The sequence below is a fragment of the Franconibacter helveticus LMG 23732 genome, assembly GCF_000463115.2.
GTDB lineage: Bacteria > Pseudomonadota > Gammaproteobacteria > Enterobacterales > Enterobacteriaceae > Franconibacter > Franconibacter helveticus.
Genome location: NZ_AWFX01000011.1, coordinates 16,533 through 36,295 on the forward strand (window position 1 = coordinate 16,533; position 19,763 = coordinate 36,295).

Sequence of the window (19,763 nt, forward strand, 5' to 3'; positions counted from 1 at the left end):
GTAACGCGCGGGGCCGAAACTGCGGTCCCGCGAGGGGGAGCCTATGACTTTCTGGACTATTTTGCGCCAGCGCAGCTGGGGGCTTGTTCTGGTAATGGCGGGCGTCTGCGTCATTACTTTTATTATTTCGCATATGATCCCGGGCGATCCGGCGCGCCTGCTGGCGGGCGATCGCGCGACGGATGAAATCGTGCAGCACATCCGCCAGCAACTGGGGCTGGATCAACCGCTCTACGTGCAGTTTTATCGCTACGTGGCCGATCTTTTTCAGGGCGATCTGGGGACGTCGATCCGCACCGGGCGGCCGGTGCTGGCGGATCTCAAAACCTTCTTCCCGGCGACGCTTGAGCTGGCGCTCTGCTCGCTGGTGCTGGCGATGGTCATCGGCATTCCGCTCGGCATTCTCTCCGCCGTTTACCGCAACCGCTGGCTCGACCATCTGGTGCGGCTGATGGCGATCACCGGCATCTCTACCCCCGCTTTCTGGCTGGGGCTTGGCGTCATAGTCCTTTTTTACGGCCACTGGCAGATCCTGCCGGGCAGCGGGCGGTTGGATGACTGGCTCGACCCGCCCGCCCGCGTTACCGGCTTTTATCTGATCGACTCGCTGCTGGCGGGCGAGCCGGAGGTCTTTTTCAACGCTCTCCAGCATCTGATCCTGCCGTCGCTGACGCTCGCTTTTGTACACCTTGGCATTGTGGCGCGCCAGATCCGCTCCGCGATGCTTGAGCAGCTCAGCGAAGATTACATCCGCACCGCCAAAGCGAGCGGGCTGCCGGGCTGGTACATCATTTTGCGCTATGCGCTGCCCAATGCGCTTATTCCTTCCGTCACGGTGCTTGGCCTGGCGCTGGGCGACCTGCTGTACGGCGCGGTACTGACGGAAACGGTCTTTGCCTGGCCGGGCATGGGCGCTTATGTGGTGGCCTCTATCCAGGCGCTCGATTTTCCGGCGGTGATGGGCTTTGCGGTGGTGGTGTCGTTTGCTTACGTGCTGGTTAACCTGCTGGTGGACCTGCTTTATTTGTGGATCGATCCGCGCATCGGTCGGGGGGATACGCAATGATGTTAACCGAAGAGAGAGCCGTCGCCCCTGTGCGCCGTCGCCGCATCGACTGGGCGAAAACCTTCTGGCTGCTGCGCCGCAGCCCGCTGACGCTGGCAGGCGGCATCATCATGGCGCTGATGCTGCTGTTAATGATCTTCTCGCCGTGGCTGACGCCTTACGATCCCAACGCGCTGGATCTCACCGCGCGGTTGCAGCCGCCATCCGCGCTGCACTGGTTCGGCACCGATGAAGTGGGGCGCGATCTTTTCAGCCGCGTGCTGGTGGGCAGCCAGCAATCCGTCACAGCCGGGCTGGTGGTGGTGGTGATTGCAGGCGGCATCGGCTCGCTGCTCGGCTGTTTATCCGGCGTGATCGGCGGGCGCGGCGACGCCGCCATCATGCGCCTGATGGATATTATGCTCTCTATTCCTTCGCTGGTGCTGACCATGGCGCTGGCGGCGGCGCTCGGCCCCAGCCTGTTTAACGCCATGCTCGCTATCGCTATTGTGCGCATTCCGTTTTATGTGCGCCTCGCGCGCGGGCAGACGCTGGTGGTGCGCCAGTTCACTTTCGTACAGGCGAGCCGCACCTTTGGGGCTTCGCGCTGGCATTTGATTAGCTGGCACATTCTACGCAACGCCCTGCCGCCGCTGGTGGTGCAGGCCTCGCTGGATATCGGCAGCGCCATATTAATGGCCGCCACGCTGGGCTTTATCGGCCTTGGCGCGCAGCAGCCTTCGGCGGAGTGGGGTGCCATGGTGGCGATTGGCCGCAACTATGTGCTCGACCAGTGGTGGTACTGCACCTTCCCGGGCGCGGCGATCCTTATCACCGCCGTGGGCTTTAACCTGTTTGGCGACGGCATCCGCGATCTGCTGGATCCAAAAGCGGGAGGACGAAACTGATGAGCGACACCGTACTGCAAATTGACGATCTGCAACTGAGTTTCCCGGTCTGGCGCGGCGAAGTGAGCGCGCTGAACCGCGTCTCCGTTGAGGTAAAGCGCGGCGAAATAGTGGGCCTTGTAGGGGAGTCCGGCTCGGGTAAGTCGGTAACGGCGATGCTGGCGATGCGCCTGCTGCCGGAGGGAAGCTACCGCATTCGCAGCGGAAGTATTTCGCTGCTGGGCGAAGATATATTGAATGCCCGCGAAAAACAGCTGCGTCAGTGGCGCGGCGCGCGGGTATCGATGATTTTCCAGGAGCCGATGACGGCGCTCAACCCGACGCGGCGCATCGGCAAACAAATGGTGGAAGTGATCCGCCAGCATCAGTCGCTTTCCCGCGATGCGGCGAAGCAAAAAGCGATCGCCCTGCTGGATGAAATGCAGATCCCGGACGCAGAACAGGTTATGGCGCGCTACCCGTTCGAGCTTTCCGGCGGCATGCGCCAGCGGGTGATGATTGCGCTTGCGTTCTCATGTGAGCCGCAGCTGATTATTGCCGATGAGCCGACCACCGCGCTGGACGTGACGGTGCAGCGCCAGGTGCTGCGCCTGCTGAAGCAAAAAGCGCGGGCGAGCGGTACGGCGGTGCTTTTCATCAGCCATGACATGGCGGTGGTCTCGCAGCTTTGCGACCGCATGTATGTCATGTACGCCGGGGCAGTGATTGAGAGCGGCCCGACAGCGCAGCTGATTGACCGCCCGGTGCACCCGTATTCGCTCGGGCTGCTGCGTTGCGCGCCGGAGAACGGCGAGCCGCGCGCGCCGCTGCCCGCCATCCCGGGCACGGTGCCGAATCTTACCCAACTGCCGACCGGCTGCGCTTTTCGTGACCGTTGTTTTGCGGCAGGGCCGCGCTGCGGCGAAAAGCCAGCGCTGCGCCCGTGCGCAGCACCCGGCCAGCAAGCCGCCTGCTGGTATCCGCAAGGAGAGGTAACCCATGTCTGACATCCTGCTGGAACTTGATGACGTACATGTGAATTTTCCGGCGCGCCGCAACTGGCTTGGGCGTGTAACTGAACGGGTTCATGCCATAAACGGTATGGATCTGCAAATCCGCCGCGGCGAAACGCTTGGCATTGTCGGCGAGTCGGGTTGCGGCAAAAGCACGCTGGCGCAGCTGCTCATGGGCATGCTGAAACCCAGTTCGGGCGAATGCAGCCGCGTCCGCGCGCCCAACTCCTGGGCGGGGAGCGGCATGCAGATGGTGTTCCAGGACCCGCTTTCGTCGCTCGACCCCCGGTTGCCGGTGTGGCGCATCATCACTGAGCCGGTCTGGATCCAGAAGCACAACAGTGAAAACGAGCGCCGGGCGCTGGCGGAGAAGCTGGCTTTGCAGGTGGGCATCCGTCCGGAGTATCTCGACCGGCTGCCGCACGCCTTTTCCGGCGGCCAGCGCCAGCGCATCGCCATCGCCCGGGCGCTCTCTTCAGAGCCCGATATCATCGTGCTGGACGAGCCTACCTCGGCGCTGGATATCTCGGTGCAGGCACAGATCCTCAATCTGCTGGTGACGCTCCAGCAGCAGCGCAACCTCACCTATGTGCTGATTTCGCATAACGTTTCGGTGGTGCGCCACATGAGCGACCGCGTGGCGGTGATGTACCTTGGGCAGATTGTCGAACTGGGCGAGGCGCAGCAGGTGCTTGGCGCGCCGCAGCATCCCTACACGAGGCTGCTGCTGGAATCGGTGCCGCAGGCGGGGCGGGCGTTGCCTGAAGACGCGCCGCGCAAAACCGAACTGCCCGGCAACCGCAGGCTGCCGCAGGGCTGCTACTTTCGCGACCGCTGCCCGCTGGCGACGCAAGGCTGCGAACAGCCGCAGGCGCTGCGCGAAGGCAAGGACGATTGCGCGGTCAGGTGCTGGCGGGCGGCGGAGGTTAAGCAGGCCAGATAAAACAGAACCCGCCAGCGGCGGGCTCTTTCATGCCGTTTTCAGGGCATGGATAAGCGCAGGGTTAAGCTCAAGCAGACGTAGCATTTTGAGAGCAACACCGGAAGGGATTCGACGTTTCTGCTCCCATGAGCGAACAAGATCGACGCTTGCACCCATCGCTTCAGCAAATTCCTGCTGCTTCATACCGAAACGCTGGCGCAGAATTTTGACATCCGGCACAGGATGCCTGTGCACCTGTTCCGACGCTGGCTGGGTTTCGCCTTTCTCAATCGCCACCATTTCGTTAATGCCGGTCAGAAGCTCATTAAACAATTTGTCGTCCATAAATGCCTCCTCGCTTTAGAAGGTTTCGTCGCTTCAGGCGAATTAATTCATCTGTTGTAGCGCGGATTTGATCTGCGCTTTTTGTTGATTGGTCAGGTTCTCCTGCGTGTTTTTTGGGTACATGACGATCAGGTAAATTCTGCCGCTGGCCGCTCTGACATAATAAATGATCCTCAGGCCGCCTGATTTACCAGAACCCGGACGATTCCAGCGAACCTTTTTGCACCCGCCCGTTCCCGCTACGGTATCGCCCAGTTCATGGTTCTCCAGCAACCAGGCCTGGAATTCACGGAGCTCGTCCTCCGCCATAAGATTTTTTCTTGTCCTGGTGAAAGCGGCGGTCTCAATAAATTCAAGGTATTCCACGTTTGTCGTCACTCCATGACGCTTAACTATTATTATCGTACAGGGTACGACAGTCAATTTTATGTCGTCGCCAGTAAACGAAGGTTTTAACAAAGTGGCTGTGCTTACATGCCTTGAGGAAACATTACCGTAGAAGATTTCCGGTTGCTTAAAAATAGGTCCCGGTATTTTCCTGGTTCAGCGCAACTGCGAACTGCTTCGATAAAATAAAATGGCAAGCGATTACGTCCGCGAAGTAACTAATGCTATGCAAAAACGAAGACAGGCCGGACCACAGCCGCGGGACCATGAAAACCCTTCACTTTGTGTAAAGTTTTTCCGATATGTGCCGAAACCAGTGACTCTGTCGTACCGGAAATGAGAAACCATGTTAAACCGAGTCAAAGTTGTTACCAGCTTATTATTTGTGCTGGGGCTATTTGGGATTTTACAAATGGCTTCCGGTGGTCTGTTCTTCAATGCCATCAAGAATGACAAAGAGAACTTCACTATTCTGCAAACCATCCGCCAGCAGCAGTCGACGCTGAATGCCAGCTGGGTGGCGTTGCTCCAGACCCGCAACACCCTGAACCGTGCCGGTATCCGTTACATGATGGATGCCAATAACATGGGCAGCGGTGCGACCGTAAACGAGTTGATGCAGATTGCCAGCACCACGCTCAAGCAGGCGGAAGAGAAGTGGGCCGCCTATCAGGCGCTGCCGCGCGATCCGCGCCAGAGCGAACAGGCCGCGGTAGAGATCAAGCGCAACTACGATATCTATCATGGCGCGCTGTCTGAGCTTATCCAGCTGCTGGGCGCCGGCAAGATCAACGACTTTTTCGACCAGCCGACCCAGAAATACCAGGATGGCTTCGAGAAAGAATATAACGATTACATGCAGCAAAACGACGGCCTCTATCAGCTGGCGGTAGATGGCAACAACGGCTCTTACAGCCTCGCTATCTGGATCCTGATTGGCGTGCTGGCGGTCGTACTGGCTGTGATCATCGCCGTCTGGTTCGGCATCCAAAAAGCGCTGCTCGCGCCGCTCAACAGCCTGATTGAGAGTATTCGTCATATCGCCAGCGGCGACCTGGCGCGCCGCATTGAAGTGGAAGGCAGCAATGAAATGGGCCAACTGGCCAACAGCCTGCGCCATATGCAGGGCGAACTGGTTCGTACCGTAAGCGTGGTGCGTACCGGCGCTGACGCCATCTACAGCGGCGCCAGCGAAATCTCAGCCGGCAATAACGATCTCTCTTCCCGCACCGAGCAGCAGGCGGCGTCGCTGGAAGAGACCGCCGCCAGCATGGAACAGCTGACCGCGACGGTGAAGCAGAACGCCGAGAACGCCCGCCAGGCAAGCCAGCTGGCGCTGAGCGCCTCCGAAACGGCGCAAAAAGGCGGCAAAGTCGTGGATAACGTGGTGCAGACCATGCGCGACATCGCTGGCAGCTCGCAGAAAATCGCTGATATCACGAGCGTTATCGACGGTATTGCATTCCAGACCAACATTCTGGCGCTTAACGCCGCGGTGGAAGCCGCGCGCGCAGGCGAACAGGGCCGTGGGTTTGCTGTCGTCGCAGGCGAAGTACGCAACCTGGCGCAGCGCAGCGCGCAGGCCGCGAAAGAGATCAAAGGCCTTATCGACGACTCCGTCAGCAAAGTTGACGTCGGCTCCACGCTTGTGGAAAGCGCGGGCGAAACCATGGGGGAAATCGTCAGCGCTGTAACCCGCGTAACGGACATCATGGGAGAAATCGCCTCTGCTTCTGATGAACAGAGCCGCGGTATTGATCAGGTGGGCCTGGCGGTTTCTGAAATGGACCGCGTCACCCAGCAGAACGCCTCGCTGGTGGAAGAATCCGCCGCCGCCGCCGCCGCGCTGGAAGAGCAGGCAAGCCGTCTGACGCAGGCCGTTACTGTGTTTCGCATCAAACAGGATGCGCGTGAAGCGGCGCAGGCGCCGGTTGTGCCGAAAGCGCCCGCTGCGCCGGTGGTCTCCCGTAAACCTGCCGTTGCCGAGGGCGGCGATAACTGGGAAACCTTCTGATCCCACGCTGGTAAACGAAAAACCCCTGTCCTGCGACAGGGGTTTTCTTTTTTAACGCAGCGGAAATAAACGGCGTCGCCTGGTAAAACATACGGAATATTCTTAGCTATATTGAACGGCGTTTAAAAATTAAATTCGCAGAGATTTTTTATTTACGCTTCGCTTATTTTCATCAGGGCTTCTGTTAAGCGAGACGGTAAAAGAACTCGCGTTGCGTAATTAATCGTCAATTTTCAGGCTTTGATTTTTATTAATTACGTACGCCAGCAGCATTTTTATATTTATTAACAATTTCATTTGCTCCGCTTTAATTTCTCTCCCGTGCCGTAGTCTATGCTTATAACTATGTGATTGAATAATGACTATTTATTAAGTGAACGTTTTCAGGATAATCGACCAGAGCCAGGAATCGCTATGTCAGATAAACATGATGATAACGAAACGACAAAGCCAGGCGCAGAGCAGACGCTAACGCTGGCCGAAGAACAGGCGGAAATCACTAAAACGAAAGTTGTGGATCGCCGCGTTCGCTTAACCCGAACTACCCACTCAGAGGAGAAAGTGCTCGAAACAGAATTATCTCAGGAACAGGTCGTCGTCGAGCATGTCCTAAAAAATGTACCTGTTGAAGAAAATAACATTCCGCAGGTTCGTGAAGAAGGGGATACGTTAATTATCCCGGTAATAGAAGAGCAAGTTGAAATTATCAGGCGTTATGTCCTGAAAGAGGAAGTCCATATTCGTAAAGTGAAAACGACCGAACCTTATCAGGAAACTGTTATTTTGCGACGCCAGGAGTTTGATATTTCCACGGACGAGGAATAAACGGAACGTAACCCAAAACCGAAGCACGAGGAGAATCTGTTATGGCACATGAGAAAATCGTTACTGCTTTTAAACAGCTGCAGCAGGCGGAAGTGGCAAAAGAGAAACTGATTGCAGAAGGTATCGCGGAACACAATATCGATATCATCTCAGGTGAACGGCTGCGGGTTGAAGATAAAGAGATACGCCACCCAAGCTTCTGGCAGCGTCTGTTTGGCGATGACGTTGATGATGATTACGCAGAAGAGTACAACCAGGCGATTCGTACCGGCGGCGTGCTGCTGACGGCGCGCGTACATAAAGATGAAGCGGATCGCATAGAAGCGTTGCTGGATGAATACTCATCCGATTATGCATCGTCTGGCTCTTATGGCAGCTACGGCGCCGGTAAAAATGCGGATAACGCAGAGCTCGACCGCGAATTTATGGGTGAAACCGACGACGTGACCGGCACCGGCCGTAGCACAGGCAGCCTGAACAGCGGGCTTGCTGGCGTGGGCGTAGCGGGCGCAGGCGTTGCGGGTAGCACCATTAACGATCCTTCCCAAAAAGTGCCTGGCACCAGCGACGACACCGTCCCGGATGCAGATGACGTTACCCGCGATCGCACCCTGACGGCACAAGGCGGCGCTGACTATGTAGGTGACGATACGCTGCGCGATCGCGATGTGACGGGCCGCACCGGTACTGGCCTTGTGGATGATGATGACATCAGTAACCGCGGCTACACCGGTACGCCTGGCAGCGCGGTATCCACCGCCGCCGGCGCGCTAACGGGCGACGAGCGTGACGAGACGCTGAAGCTGGCTGAAGAGCAGGTGGATATCGGTAAACGCCGCGTGAGCGACGGCGTGGTCCGTCTGCGTCGTTATACGGTTGAAGAAGATGTTTCTGAAGATATTTCGCTTTTCGATCAGCACGCCGATATGTTCCGCCGCGCCGTCGACGAACCGGCTTATCTGAACGATGTCGACTGGTCTGAAAGAACCATCGAAGTGGAAGAGTCTCACGAAGTGCCGACGGTTAACAAAACGGCCCGCGTGCGTGAAGAAGTGGGGCTGCGTACCGAAGGTAATGAGCGCGTGGAAACAGTGAAAGATACTGTGCGCCGTCAGGAAGTGGAGGTGGATAAATCAGGCACCGATCGCCTGACCAGCGACACCGACCGCGACCGCCTGACGGATGACGACGATCCGCTGCTGCGTAAATAATCCCTGAGCAAAACCCGCCCGCGCTGTTTCGCAGTGCGGGTTTTTTTGCCCTTAACCCGCCACTATCTCTACCAGGTTGCCATCCGGATCTTTCAACACCGCTTCATAAAAGCCGTCGCCCGTCATGCGCGGCCCGCTCAGCAAAATGCCCGCTTCTTTCGCGCGCGTTGCCAGCGCCTCGACAGCTTCTTTGTCGCCTACGTTGAGTGCGATGTGCGCCCAGCCGGTATGTTCTTTATCCGCAGGTCCGCCAGGAAGCGAGGGGAGCGACATCAGTTCAAGCGTGGCGCCTTCCTGTAGCGTTACAAAGCGCGACATAAAACCAGGGCGGTTTTTGCTGACGTAAAGCTCGCCTGCTTCGCCGTGGAACCAGTCTGCCCAGAACTGCGCCTGCGCGTCGATATCATTCGTCCAGAGTGCGATGTGCGTTATTTTCACGGCTCTTTTCTCCTTCATACGGGGTGGCATAAAGCAGGGCGCCGCCGTGCTGGCGAACTTCCAGCTCCATTTCCGGGTGGGCGCCGCGTAGGGTCACAAGGTAGTCAACATCGCCTGCGCCCATAAAGCGGTACGGGGCGAAGCGGCCGGGCTTGTCGCTGCTGCACAACACGGCAACGCTGCCCGCATGGGCCAGAAGCTGCTGCTTGAACTGTGCATCCTGGTAATGAAGCGCGCCGAAGCCGCTCTCTGTTTCAAAGGCGCAAACGCCGATAAACGCCACGTCGAAGCGAAAGGGTCTCAGCTGTTCCAGCGCCCGGATATCCAGCGCGCCGCCTGTCTGCTCGTTCAGCTCTCCGCCGAGCATAATGGTGCGGATCCCCGGCTTCGCCAGCAGCTGGGCTGCGATATCAACGCTGTTGGTCACTACGGTCAGTTCACTGTCGCGCGGCAGCAAATCCGCCAGCAGCAGGTGCGTGCTGCCTGCGTCCAGAAATAAAAGCTGTCCGGGGCAGAGGATTTGTAGCGCCGCCTGCGCCAGCGCCTGTTTTTCGTCGGCGCTTATGGCAAGTCGCATCAGCGGCGTGCCGCTGGCTGGCGACGGCAGCAGCGCGCCGCCATAAGTGCGTTTGCAGCGCCCCTGGCGCGCCAGCTCGCGCAGGTCGCGGCGAATAGTCGCTTCGGTAGCGCCAAGGCGCAGCGCCAGGTCGGCGGCCATCACTTTGCCATCTTCTTTCAGGATATTCAGGATGATGGTTTGCCGTTCGTCGGGGAAAAGCTTCATACGGGCAGGCTTCGGTTAAGGTGAGCGATCATGAATGTAGATGAATGTACAAAAATGAACATCTGACAGGATAAAAAATGCGATCCGGGTAACGCTTTACCGGATCGCACGGGCGAACGCAGAGACGAAAAAGGCGTTAGCGGCCTGCGAGCAGATACTTTTCCTGCTCCGCCTGCGGCACCATGCCGCCGCCGGTTGCCCAGACCAGATGCGTGGCGTGGTTAAGCTGCGCTGGCGTAAAGCGGGAGAGGTAGTCTGATGTCAGCCGCCACGGGCCTGGCATGCCTGCCAGCGCGGAAGGCTCAAGCGTGATGCGCTCTTCTTCATGCAGCAGGCGCAGCAGCGAAAAAAGCGTTTCGTCGGCAACGGTAACGTAGCCGTCGATTAAACGCTCCATGGCGCGACCGACGAAGCCGGATGCGCGACCGACAGCCAGACCGTCGGCGGCAGTGACGTTATCAATTCCCAGCTCCTGAACCGAAACCGCATCATGCAACCCCGTATGTACGCCGAGCAACATGCAGGGAGAATGGGTAGGCTCGGCGAAAAAACAGTGGACGTTATCGCCAAAAGCAAGCTTCAGGCCAAAGGCGACGCCGCCCGGACCACCGCCTACGCCGCAGGGCAGGTAAACCAGTAGCGGGTGATCAGCGTCAACGTTGATCCCTTTTGCCGCGAACTGCTGTTTAAGCCTTTCGCCAGCCACCGCGTAGCCAAGAAACAGCGTGCGGGAGTTTTCGTCGTCGATAAAAAAACAGCGCGGGTCGCTTTGCGCTGCCTTACGCCCCTGTTCCACCGCCACGCTGTAATCCTGCTCATATTCCACGACCTCCACGCCGTGTTCGCGCAGCTTATCTTTCTTCCACTGACGGGCATCGGCAGACATATGCACGCTCACTTTAAAGCCAAGCTTTGCGCTCATGATGCCTATCGAGAGCCCAAGGTTGCCGGTGGAGCCGACAGCGATGCGGTACTGGCTGAAGAACTGGCGAAACGCGGCGCTGGCAAGCTTGCTGTAGTTATCTTCTACGCTCAGCAAACCGGCTTCCAGGGCGAGTTTCTCTGCATGGGCCAACACCTCGTAGATGCCGCCGCGCGCTTTAATGGAGCCGGAGATGGGCAGGTGACTGTCCTTTTTTAGCCACAGCGCGCCAGGTAAAGGCGCGCCATAGCGCTGCGCCAGCGCATGTTGCATGGCAGGCACAGGCACTACGTCTGATTCGATGATGCCGTGCGTCGCGCGCGTTTGCGGAAAAACCTCTGCAATATAGGGAGCAAAGCGCGCAAGGCGGGCTTCGGCGTCGCGCACGTCGTTCTCATTCAGCCCCACATAAGGCAACCCTTCGGCGAGAGGGGTGCAAGCAGGGTTAAACCAGGCGGTTTCCCGCAAGGCGATAAGGTCTTTAAGCAAAGGAAAAGCGGCGATGAGTTCGTCGCGGGAGGGCGTGGTCATGGCGTTCTCGCATATCGAAAAAAGAAAAAAGCAGCATAACAGCAAGGGAATGTATCAGGATGCGCCGCAGGCGGGTAACTGCCTGCGGCGGGGGGTTAGCCTTCGGCATTAACCACTTTGATGTCCACCATGCCGATGCCAAGCTGGCGCGGCGAGTGGCCGAGAATATTCCCTTCGTTGGTGGTCTGCGGCTCCGGCGGCACTATCACCAGCGTGTTGCTGCGTGACGGGTTTTCAAAGTGCAGGGTGGTGGTAGAGACATCGTTGCCAAGCGTCAGCACCTGTTCTTTATTCCCCACCCGCACCGGGATTGGCTTGTTAGCGTTCGGGCCAAAGGCTTTGGCGGTGATCACCAGGTCGAATTTTTCCGGCAGCGGCGCGTTATATTCAATCTTCACTTCATTGCCGAGCTGCGCGTTCGACCAGCGCCCCCAGGATTCCGGGCGAGAAATGCCGGTGAACTGTTTAACTTCTTCCGGCGCGCCTGCAACGTTAAAAACGAAGCTGTCGGCTTTATAACGAATATCGTTATCGACGATTTTCAGGAGATCGACGTTGCGCTGATAGCGATCGGTGCTGATAACGGTATCGCGAAAGGCCGCTTTCCCCTGCCAGGTCGCTTTATCCACCCGCTGCACTTTTTGCTCGCCGCCAAGCTGGCCCTGCGAGACGCAAAGATCGGTCGAGAGCGCCAGTTCCGGCGACCAGAGGCGCGCCATTTTGTAGCAGTTATCCACCCACAGGAAATTGTCGCGCGGGGCGAACTCCGCCAGCTGGTAGCGCAGCGGCGCCGAGTATTCGCTTTCCGGCAGCGGCTCAATTTTTTTATCGGAAACGCGCAGCAGAAGCGGCAGATGGAAACGGCTACCGGAAAACGCGATGGTCTTTTTCTGCTGGTCGACCGTGAAATCGTCGATTTTGGTCGGGAAGTTCCACAGGCGAATAATGTCCGGCTTCCAGGCGAGCACCTTTTCTTTCATGTTCAGGAAAACGGCAGAAAGCGACTGGCCGGAAAGGCTGCTGCGCCCAAGACCGATAAAGTTATCGCCTCCCAGAATATCCAGCACCGTTGCGCCGTTATCCATGGTGCTGCGCTTCACCGCGACTACATCCTGCTGCGGTTTGTCGCCGCGCAAAACAAAGAACAGGTTTTCGCGATCCTGCTTGCTCAGGTATTTGTAAGCCGTATTGTTCATCGCCAGGTGATCGGAAGAGACCACGATGACGGTGTTTTTAAAGTAAGGCGAGGCTTTGATTTTGTTGATAAGCGCAGCGATATGCTCCTGGCTACAGGAGACGGCGCTAAACGACTGGTTCGGCTTGCCGTCGAAGGCATAACTTTTACGCTGGCAGGTGCGGGAGACAAAGCCGTCCGGGTGGTGGGTATCTACCGTCAGTGCAAAAAGCGAGAAGCGTTTGCCCGCGCTCGAAAGCGCCTCATATTTTTTCCAGACCTGGTCAAGCACCGTGTCGTCATAAAAGCCCCAGTCGTTACGGTAAGCCGGGTCTTCCACCACGCTTTTTAATTCTTCCGCGCCATAAAGATGGTCAAAACCGTGCGATTTCAGGAACACATCTTTTCCGGCGAAACGCAGGTTTGCGCCCTGCATAAAATAGTTTTCATAGCCGGAATTTTTCAGGATATCGCCAAGGCAGATATTTTGCGGAAAGAAGCTCGACATCGAAGCCGAGGCGTTGCCTTCGAACGGCGCGAAAAGCGGAATGCCGCATTGCGAGGCGACCATGCCGGCGATGGTGTAGTCGGTGCCGGGAAGCTGCATCGTTTTGCTGAAATCGACCCCTTCGTTTTTCAACGCGCTCAGCTCCGGCGCCAGTTGCGGGAACGCCTGCTCGTCGAAATAGGTGCGCTCCAGGCTCTCGCCGTAAATATAAACCAGGTTTAACTGCGGGTCGGGAATGGTTCTATTCGGTTCTTTGTAATAGGTCGCGAAGTCCGGATCGCCGTCGCGGGTTTGCGATTTAACCAGCTCGGTTATCTGACGAAACGCCGGGCTGGCGTCTACCGACGCCAGCGCCAGCACCAGCGCCAGCAGGCTGTAGCCAAGATGGTGAGGATGACGGCGGCGGCGCAGCACCCATGCAAGCAGGCTGAACACGCCGACCAGCACGACGATTAACCCGGCGGCAGGCAGAATGTATTTTGTTACGCCAGCGCCGGTCAGGCTGTTGGTAAGGGTATAAAGCACAGCATCGTTGATGCCGTCGCCGGTAAAATAGTTACTGGCGTAAAGGGTAATGTTCAGGATAACAAACAGCCCTAATACCACCAGCGTGGCGATAAACCACCACGTATTGCGGCCCGCTTTAAAGGCGTAAATCGCCACGGAGGCGAGAAAAAAGACCACGGAAAGCAATTCTGACACTACCGCACCCTCACAAAACGGCTCACGCCGACAGGCTTAATACCACTTTTTCAGCGCAACAATCTAACTTTGCTGTCACGCTCCTGCAATTCTAGTGTCATGGTTTTGTGCTGTTGTTCGGAATTGGTTTAGATACGTGAATTTTTGAGGTGTATCTCATCCCGCTGTTGCGGCGAATCGTCAGCGGTAAAACGTTTATCCGGGCGGCGGGGCGGAGAGCGCTGGCAATACGAAAGTCGTCGGGCTTGGCTAACCAGTTTCTCAGGCAGACAGGCGAAAAGAGGGGAAGAAAACGTTCCCGGCGCGCCGCAGAGCGCCAGGATAAATATCAGGAGAGGAAGTTAACGCCCTGTTTCAGTACGATGTCGCAGGCTTTGGTTTTTACCTTCTGCGCCAGCGGCGTGGTGCCGATGTTATTCAGATTCAAAGGCTGACCGTCGCCCGTATCAAGCAGACCCTGCGCGCCCTGTAAAAAATCCGGCTCTTGCTGCTGTTCTTGCGGCGTGGTGATGCCGAGCTTTTCCATAACCTGGTTTTTAATATTCTCTGTGCTGGTGGCGCTAACCAGTTTCTGCTTAATGCAATATTGCAGAATGCCCGCCGCATTAGGCATGGTTTCCGCGCTCAGCGTTGAGGCGCCGCCGTTAAGCAGGCCGGTGAGCGAGGAGAGCGACAGGCCGCCCGGTTGGGATGGGGTGGCGTTAGCGCCGTTGCCGCTCTGTTGGCTAAGCTGGGTTGCGGCGCTGGAAAGGGATTCCTGCCAGCTTGCGGCCTGGACGCCGGCGCTCATCATAAGGCCTGCGGCGATGGCCGCGAGGCAGATTCGTTTTACTGCTTTCATCACGCTTACTCTCTGTTGTGGCTATAACGCCGGAACACTGGCCCGAGTATAACGACGCCGGTGAAGGAAATAAGCCCTCGCTGCGCGTTAACGCGCAAAACAGCCCGCATAGCGGCAATTTCCAGTTTTTTCCTGGAAGGGAGTACGCATTTTGCCAGATAAAGAGTGGCTGAAAGCCTGACGGATGGGCAGAGTGAACGTTAGCGCGTCAACAGGGAGCCGTTAATATGCGCCACAAAAAGCGCCATTTTCGCGGTATCCGGCAGTTCATCAGCGCCTGTCGGGCCATTAAGCAAAGCGGGTTATTGCCGGGCTTCGGGCATAAAACCGTGACGCAGGGGGTGGGGATGATTGAACTCGATTTTTCTCGCCATGCGTTGCTTAAAGAGCGCTACCCGCGCCACGGCGCCCGATGGGATGACGCAGAGCTTACGGCGCTGATAGCCAGCTTTGCGAAGGAGGATTTTGACGCTAAAGCCTTCGCCCGTCGCTGGCGGCGTAAGCCAGATTCAGTGCGGGCGAAGCTTATCAGTTTGCCTCTGGTGGACGAAAGATACCCGTGGGCAGGCGGCTTAATACTCTTTGCCGGTTACGCGGCTGCGGTAGCTTTCCCAGTTAAAGTTAACCCACAGGCTATTACCCAGCCGCATACGATCCATGACCCGCTCGCCAAGAAGGCGGGTCATTTCTTCCATGTTCTGGTTGGTCAGCATGCCGGTCGGGCGTTTTGAGGATGATCGACGATCGACCAGTTGGTTAATGATCACTTTCTCGTAACGCGATTCGCTTTGCATGCCGATCTCGTCGATAACGAGAAGATCGATGGTGCTGAGATCCTTAAGCAGTTGTTCTTCGCTGGTTTCGCGGTTGCCGAAAGTGTCTTTCATCGCCGACATAATATCGGCCACGGTAATGACCATCACCGACTTGCCGCGCAACAGCAGTTCATTACAGATTGCGGCGGCAAGATGGTTTTTGCCTGTGCCGGGTTTGCCCGCAAAGACGAAACTGGCGAGGTTGCCATCAAACGCTTCGACATACTGCCGCGCTTTATTAAGCGCATTCATCTGGCCTTCGTTTTCAACCCGGTAGTTGTCGAAGGAGCAGTTCTGGTGCAGCGGGCGAATGCCGGAGCGGTTAAACGTACGCTGCATTTTCATCGCCCGGTTTTCACGCTCAATGGCTTCCGAGCGGATGCGCCCCTGTTCCTGTTGCCAGGCGAGAAGCTCTTCGCCGGTTTTAAACGCGGGCGTGACTTCGGGCGGCATGAGCCGCTTCAGGCGCGTCATCAGGTCAGTGACGTTTTTCATTTTTAACCTCGAAAGCCGTCGGGGATCTGGTCATCCGGCTGTGGAATGGCATTCACGTCGCGTCGTGCGGAACTGGTAAACGTAGCGCGATTCATTTGTACGCTGCGCGCCAGCTTCTGCTGCCACTGGATATGGTGAAACATTTTGCCTTCCGCCTGCCAGTAGGCGACGAAAGAGGCGAGTTCCTGCGCCGTGACGGGCTGGGAAAGCGGAATGCCCCATAGCGCCGCCATACGCTGGAAATCGGCGTCGGGCTGCCAACCCAGATACATGCGAAACTTGCCGCCTGGCGCCGGAACGGGCTGCGCGGGGTCGGCAAACTCTTCATATAACTGTGCGTCCAGAACCACGTCTGTCTGCGGCGCGGCGAGCTGCGCTTCTTTTGCCAGCAACTCTGCCATGCGTTCCGGCGTAACGGCGTAAAAAGCCGGGGCGTTATTTTCAAAAACCGCCACGGCGCCGCGTTCAGCCTTTTCCAGCGCGTGGTCGTGATCGCCCCGGAAGGCGTTGATGTCCACGATGTCGGCGGTTAAAACTCTGGAAGACATAAAACTTTCTCAATCAAAGGGTTAGCTAAGGTTCGCTTGAAGGGGGACGCGAAAAGCGTTTATGGCTTCATAGTAGCACAGACGCGCTCTCTGTTTGAGCGCTCAGGAACGGGAAAGCGAAGATTTGTTGAAAAAAAGAGCAGGCGCGCGCGTTGCCTTACGCGCCTGGATTTCCCCTGGCAGGGCAGTATTGAGGCTTTTGCCGCTAATTCAGCGCATTAATTAATAATGTTCAGCGTTACGTCGATGTTGCCGCGGGTCGCGTTGGAATAAGGGCAAACAATGTGCGCCGCATCGACCAGTTTTTTCGCTTCAGCCGCGTCCATACCTGGCAGATGGATATTCAGTTTCGCTTCGATGCCAAAACCGGTCGGCAAAGGCCCGATGCCCACTTCGCCTTCAATAAACGCCTCTTTCGGCAGAGTGATTTTGTCGCGGGCGGAAACAAACTTCATCGCGCCCAAAAAGCAGGCGGAGTAGCCAGCGGCGAACAGCTGTTCCGGGTTGGTCACTTCGCCGCCCATGCCGCCCATTTCTTTTGGCACGCCAAGTTTTACGTCAAGCACGCCGTCTGAGGAAGTCGCGCGGCCATCACGGCCTCCGGTGGCTTTTGCTTTAGCGGTATAAATGACTTTTTCTAATGACATGGCAGGTTCCTCATCGTTTCTCGTTGATTGTTTAACTGCGCTATATTATAGTGCGCTATTTAAATGGGATTTTTTAAACCCTCCCGCAGGAGGGCGTTACGCTTTATTCAGGCTGTCGCGAAAAACTTCAAGCTGCTGCTTCAGGCTGACCAGCGTGTCGACGTCGCAACTTGCGGCGCAGCGTACGGATTCCGGCAGCGTTAATGCTTTCGCCTGTAAATCCCGCCCGGCCTGGGTGAGCGTCACCACGACCTGGCGTTCATCTTCCCGCGAGCGTTGACGCAGCAGCAGGCCAGCGCTTTCCATCCGCTTCAGAAGCGGCGTAAGGGTGGCGGAATCCAGAAACAGCCGCTCGCCAATTTGCGAAACCGTGATGTCGTCCTGCTCCCACAGCACCATCAACACCAGATACTGGGGGTAGGTAATGCCAAGCGGCGCCAGCAGTTGCCGGTACAGCTTATTCAACGCAAGGCTTGCGGAATAGAGCGCGAAGCAGAGCTGGTTATCCAGCCGCAGCGTTGTATCTTCGTTATCGGGCATGGTCGTCTTCATATGTATGAATATAGGTAGCGCACAATTTAATTGCAAGTTATTTTTTAAGGGCAGATATAACGCAAGACAACCTGAACGGCCATTTCCCGATAATAGTCGAGTTGCGCGCGGTTGTCGGTCTCTTCCTCAAAGAGCATAGAGAAGGTGTAGCTGTTAGCGACATGGTGAAAGCTAAAGCTGCTTATCAGGCGGTGAACGTCGCGGGCGTTAACCTGTTTGCTGAAAAGCTGTCGCGCCTGCCCGCGAGCGAGGATCTCTTCCAGCAGCGTCAGGGCGCTGCGGTTGATATCCCGGATCCAGGCGGACTCGCGCATATAACGGCCGCGCTGCATATTCTCCATACAAATAATGCGGACAAAATCCGGGTGCGCGGCATGGTAGTCGAAACTCGCTTCCACCAGTTGCACCATCGCTTCGACCGGCGGCATCGCGCCCAGGTTTAACGCTTTCTCGCTGGCGCGGATTTGGGTGTAAACATACTCCAGCACCTGCACATAGAGCCGCTCTTTGGTTTTAAAGTGGTAGACCACCATGCGTTTGGTGGTGCCTGCCTTTTCGGCTATTTGCTCCATACGCGCGCCGTTAAGGCCATACTCGGCAAAGAGAGAGATGGCGCTGAAGAAAATTTTTTCTTTCAGGCTCGCTTCGTCAAAGCAGCCGGGAAGGTAAACCTCATGATTTTCCACTACAACTCCTTGGTCCCGCAGGGATGAGCAGGCCGATTATGGCAGCGCGAGCGCGATGCACAAGCCTGCGCACGCATTTCTCTGCGTTAAGCCAAAAAGAGAGTCAGGCGGCTTAGACGCGCGGCCGTTTGCGGTATAGCCACAATCCCGGCAGCGACAGGCCGACAGAAAGCGCGCCGACAATAGACGAGGCCTTTAAGAAATGGGTCACCAGCGCGATGAGATAAGCCTCATCATAGCCGAAGTGGCTGAGCTTAACGGCGGAAACCATCGCCGTGTAGGCGGAAATGCCAGGGAACATCGGGATCACCGCCGCGACGGTAAATACCTTCGGGTGCGCTAAATACCAGCGGGACCATTGAATGCCGATGCTGCCGACGAGTATGGCGGAAAGAAACGTACTCCATTCAATATTTAACCCGCTGAGCATCATCGCCGTGCGTGAAGTATGGCCGATGGCGCCAAGAAGGGCGCACCACGGCAGCGCGCGCAGGGGCACGTTAAAAACCATGGCAAACCCCACCGCCGGAATTGCCGACAGCGCCATATCCTGTAGCAACAAAACCGCTATGTTGATTATGCCCATCCCGGCAATCCCCATAACGCCAGCGCTATTATCGCCCCGATGCAGGTGGCGAGCGCCAGCATGCTTGCCATCGCCCAGCGCGCAAGCCCGGTGTTGACGTGGCCTTTGAACATATCAGCGACGGCGTTAATCAGCGGAAAACCAGGCACCAGCAGCAGGATGCTTGCCGCCATCGCTACGGTCGGCACCTGCGTAAAAGGCGGTAGCCGCAGCATCATGCCCGAGATGGTTGTCGCCACAAACGCGGTAATGCAAAAGTTAATTTGTGGATGAAGATGCTGGCTGGTTAATACCTGACGCACATACATGGCGACAGTGCTGGCGACGAAGGTGACCAGCGCGCCATCCCAGCCGCCGTTATTCATTTTGCAAAAGCAGGCGCAGGACAACCCCACCATGATCACCACCAGCCAGCGCGGGTAGCGCAGCGGTTTGATCTGCGCGAAGCGCTTTTCGACATCCCGATAATCCAGCAGCTTGTGCTCAGCCATGATAACGATGTGCTGCACCTGGGTGACGACATGCATGTTAATACCGCGATCGACATTCTTTCTTGTGGTGGTGATGCAGCGGTGGTCTTTGATGGTGGTTAAGACAATGGAGTTAGCGGAGATGGCGCTCTCCACTCTGTCCACACCCAGCGCCCGCCCAAGCCGCGTGGAGAGTTCTTCAATCAGCGCGCTTTCCGCGCCGTGCTGCAACAGAAAAAGGCCGCACTCGATGCAAAGCCGGGTGATGGCGCGCTGCGGTGAACGTTCGGCTTCCATGATTAACCTGCCGTAAAGTGAAGCGCCCGAAGAGCGCAAAAGGCGAGGAAAGGTTGTAGCACAAGGCGAAAACGGCGCAGGCGCAGACAGATCAATTTTTCAGCGGGTTGCTGCCGTT

At 57.0% G+C, this 19,763-nt stretch carries 21 protein-coding genes; 7 read left to right on the plus strand and 14 right to left on the minus strand.

Going from position 1 to position 19,763, the window contains the following annotated elements:
- Positions 1-43: 43 nt before the first annotated feature.
- From DW56_RS04195 to DW56_RS04210, 4 genes are read left to right on the plus strand one after another with little or no spacing between them, the layout of a single operon-like run.
- Positions 44-1,066, plus strand: coding sequence for an ABC transporter permease (locus tag DW56_RS04195; RefSeq protein WP_029589734.1), 1,023 nt, complete (start codon positions 44-46; stop codon positions 1,064-1,066).
- Entirely contained in the window at positions 1,063-1,953 is an 891-nt protein-coding gene (ddpC, locus tag DW56_RS04200; protein ID WP_024554508.1) for a D,D-dipeptide ABC transporter permease, read from the plus strand. The genes DW56_RS04195 and ddpC overlap by 4 nt, the downstream gene beginning before the upstream one ends.
- The gene (locus DW56_RS04205; protein WP_024554509.1) at positions 1,953-2,939 is read left to right on the plus strand and encodes an ABC transporter ATP-binding protein; all 987 of its coding nucleotides are present in this window, start codon (positions 1,953-1,955) and stop codon (positions 2,937-2,939) included. The genes ddpC and DW56_RS04205 overlap by 1 nt, the downstream gene beginning before the upstream one ends.
- The gene (locus DW56_RS04210) at positions 2,932-3,888 is read left to right on the plus strand and encodes an ABC transporter ATP-binding protein (RefSeq protein WP_024554510.1); all 957 of its coding nucleotides are present in this window, start codon (positions 2,932-2,934) and stop codon (positions 3,886-3,888) included. Before DW56_RS04205 ends, DW56_RS04210 begins: the two co-directional genes overlap by 8 nt.
- 27 nt (positions 3,889-3,915) lie before the next feature.
- On the opposite strand, the gene nadS is transcribed toward DW56_RS04210, so the two are convergent.
- Together nadS and DW56_RS04220 are read right to left on the minus strand one after the other, a co-directional pair.
- Positions 3,916-4,212: a NadS family protein gene (gene nadS, locus DW56_RS04215; RefSeq protein WP_024554511.1), complete on the minus strand. Its 297-nt coding sequence runs from the start codon at positions 4,210-4,212 to the stop codon at positions 3,916-3,918.
- 42 nt (positions 4,213-4,254) lie between these two features.
- The gene (locus DW56_RS04220) at positions 4,255-4,578 is read right to left on the minus strand and encodes a type II toxin-antitoxin system RelE/ParE family toxin (protein WP_029589735.1); all 324 of its coding nucleotides are present in this window, start codon (positions 4,576-4,578) and stop codon (positions 4,255-4,257) included.
- 367 nt (positions 4,579-4,945) lie between these two features.
- On the opposite strand from DW56_RS04220, the gene tsr reads away from it, so the two are divergent.
- The 3 genes from tsr to DW56_RS04235 all read left to right on the plus strand — a co-directional run bounded on the left by tsr (position 4,946) and on the right by DW56_RS04235 (position 8,649).
- Positions 4,946-6,613 carry a methyl-accepting chemotaxis protein gene (tsr, locus tag DW56_RS04225; RefSeq protein WP_024554513.1) on the plus strand — a complete coding sequence of 556 codons (1,668 nt, stop codon included), beginning with the start codon at positions 4,946-4,948 and terminating at the stop codon, positions 6,611-6,613.
- Between the two features lie 414 nt (positions 6,614-7,027).
- Positions 7,028-7,438: a DUF2382 domain-containing protein gene (locus DW56_RS04230; RefSeq protein WP_049293020.1), complete on the plus strand. Its 411-nt coding sequence runs from the start codon at positions 7,028-7,030 to the stop codon at positions 7,436-7,438.
- A 41-nt stretch (positions 7,439-7,479) separates the two neighbouring features.
- Positions 7,480-8,649 carry a YsnF/AvaK domain-containing protein gene (locus DW56_RS04235; protein ID WP_024554515.1) on the plus strand — a complete coding sequence of 390 codons (1,170 nt, stop codon included), beginning with the start codon at positions 7,480-7,482 and terminating at the stop codon, positions 8,647-8,649.
- A 51-nt stretch (positions 8,650-8,700) separates the two neighbouring features.
- Here the strand turns inward: DW56_RS04235 and DW56_RS04240 are convergent, their stop codons facing one another.
- The 12 genes from DW56_RS04240 to DW56_RS04295 form a co-directional block, all read right to left on the minus strand.
- Positions 8,701-9,087 carry a VOC family protein gene (locus DW56_RS04240; protein WP_024554516.1) on the minus strand — a complete coding sequence of 129 codons (387 nt, stop codon included), beginning with the start codon at positions 9,085-9,087 and terminating at the stop codon, positions 8,701-8,703.
- On the minus strand, positions 9,053-9,871 hold the full coding sequence (locus tag DW56_RS04245; RefSeq protein WP_024554517.1) for a DeoR/GlpR family DNA-binding transcription regulator: 819 nt from the start codon (positions 9,869-9,871) through the stop codon (positions 9,053-9,055). Before DW56_RS04245 ends, DW56_RS04240 begins: the two co-directional genes overlap by 35 nt.
- Before the next feature lie 136 nt (positions 9,872-10,007).
- A complete protein-coding gene (gene dsdA / locus DW56_RS04250) occupies positions 10,008-11,324 on the minus strand; it encodes a D-serine ammonia-lyase (RefSeq protein WP_024554518.1) in 1,317 nt (438 codons plus the stop codon).
- Positions 11,325-11,419: 95 nt separating this feature from the next.
- Positions 11,420-13,708 carry a phosphatidylglycerol--membrane-oligosaccharide glycerophosphotransferase gene (gene opgB / locus DW56_RS04255; RefSeq protein WP_024554519.1) on the minus strand — a complete coding sequence of 763 codons (2,289 nt, stop codon included), beginning with the start codon at positions 13,706-13,708 and terminating at the stop codon, positions 11,420-11,422.
- A 328-nt stretch (positions 13,709-14,036) separates the two neighbouring features.
- Positions 14,037-14,549 (minus strand): YjjA family protein, encoded by a 513-nt coding sequence (locus DW56_RS04260; RefSeq protein ID WP_024554520.1) that lies wholly within the window; start codon positions 14,547-14,549, stop codon positions 14,037-14,039.
- Positions 14,550-15,121: 572 nt separating this feature from the next.
- Positions 15,122-15,859, minus strand: coding sequence for a DNA replication protein DnaC (gene dnaC / locus DW56_RS04265; RefSeq protein ID WP_024555376.1), 738 nt, complete (start codon positions 15,857-15,859; stop codon positions 15,122-15,124).
- Between the two features lie 2 nt (positions 15,860-15,861).
- On the minus strand, positions 15,862-16,407 hold the full coding sequence (dnaT, locus tag DW56_RS04270; protein ID WP_024562266.1) for a primosomal protein DnaT: 546 nt from the start codon (positions 16,405-16,407) through the stop codon (positions 15,862-15,864).
- Positions 16,408-16,625: 218 nt separating this feature from the next.
- Complete coding sequence (locus DW56_RS04275) at positions 16,626-17,054, minus strand: organic hydroperoxide resistance protein (RefSeq protein WP_024553335.1); 429 nt, start codon at positions 17,052-17,054, stop codon at positions 16,626-16,628.
- Between the two features lie 96 nt (positions 17,055-17,150).
- Entirely contained in the window at positions 17,151-17,606 is a 456-nt protein-coding gene (locus DW56_RS04280) for a MarR family winged helix-turn-helix transcriptional regulator (protein WP_024553336.1), read from the minus strand.
- A gap of 44 nt (positions 17,607-17,650) precedes the next feature.
- The gene (locus DW56_RS04285) at positions 17,651-18,292 is read right to left on the minus strand and encodes a TetR family transcriptional regulator (RefSeq protein ID WP_024553337.1); all 642 of its coding nucleotides are present in this window, start codon (positions 18,290-18,292) and stop codon (positions 17,651-17,653) included.
- Between the two features lie 112 nt (positions 18,293-18,404).
- Entirely contained in the window at positions 18,405-18,878 is a 474-nt protein-coding gene (locus tag DW56_RS04290; RefSeq protein WP_024553338.1) for a threonine/serine exporter, read from the minus strand.
- Positions 18,869-19,645, minus strand: a complete 777-nt coding sequence (locus tag DW56_RS04295; RefSeq protein WP_024553339.1) for a threonine/serine exporter family protein — start codon at positions 19,643-19,645, stop codon at positions 18,869-18,871. The genes DW56_RS04290 and DW56_RS04295 overlap by 10 nt, the downstream gene beginning before the upstream one ends.
- Positions 19,646-19,763 lie beyond the last annotated feature (118 nt).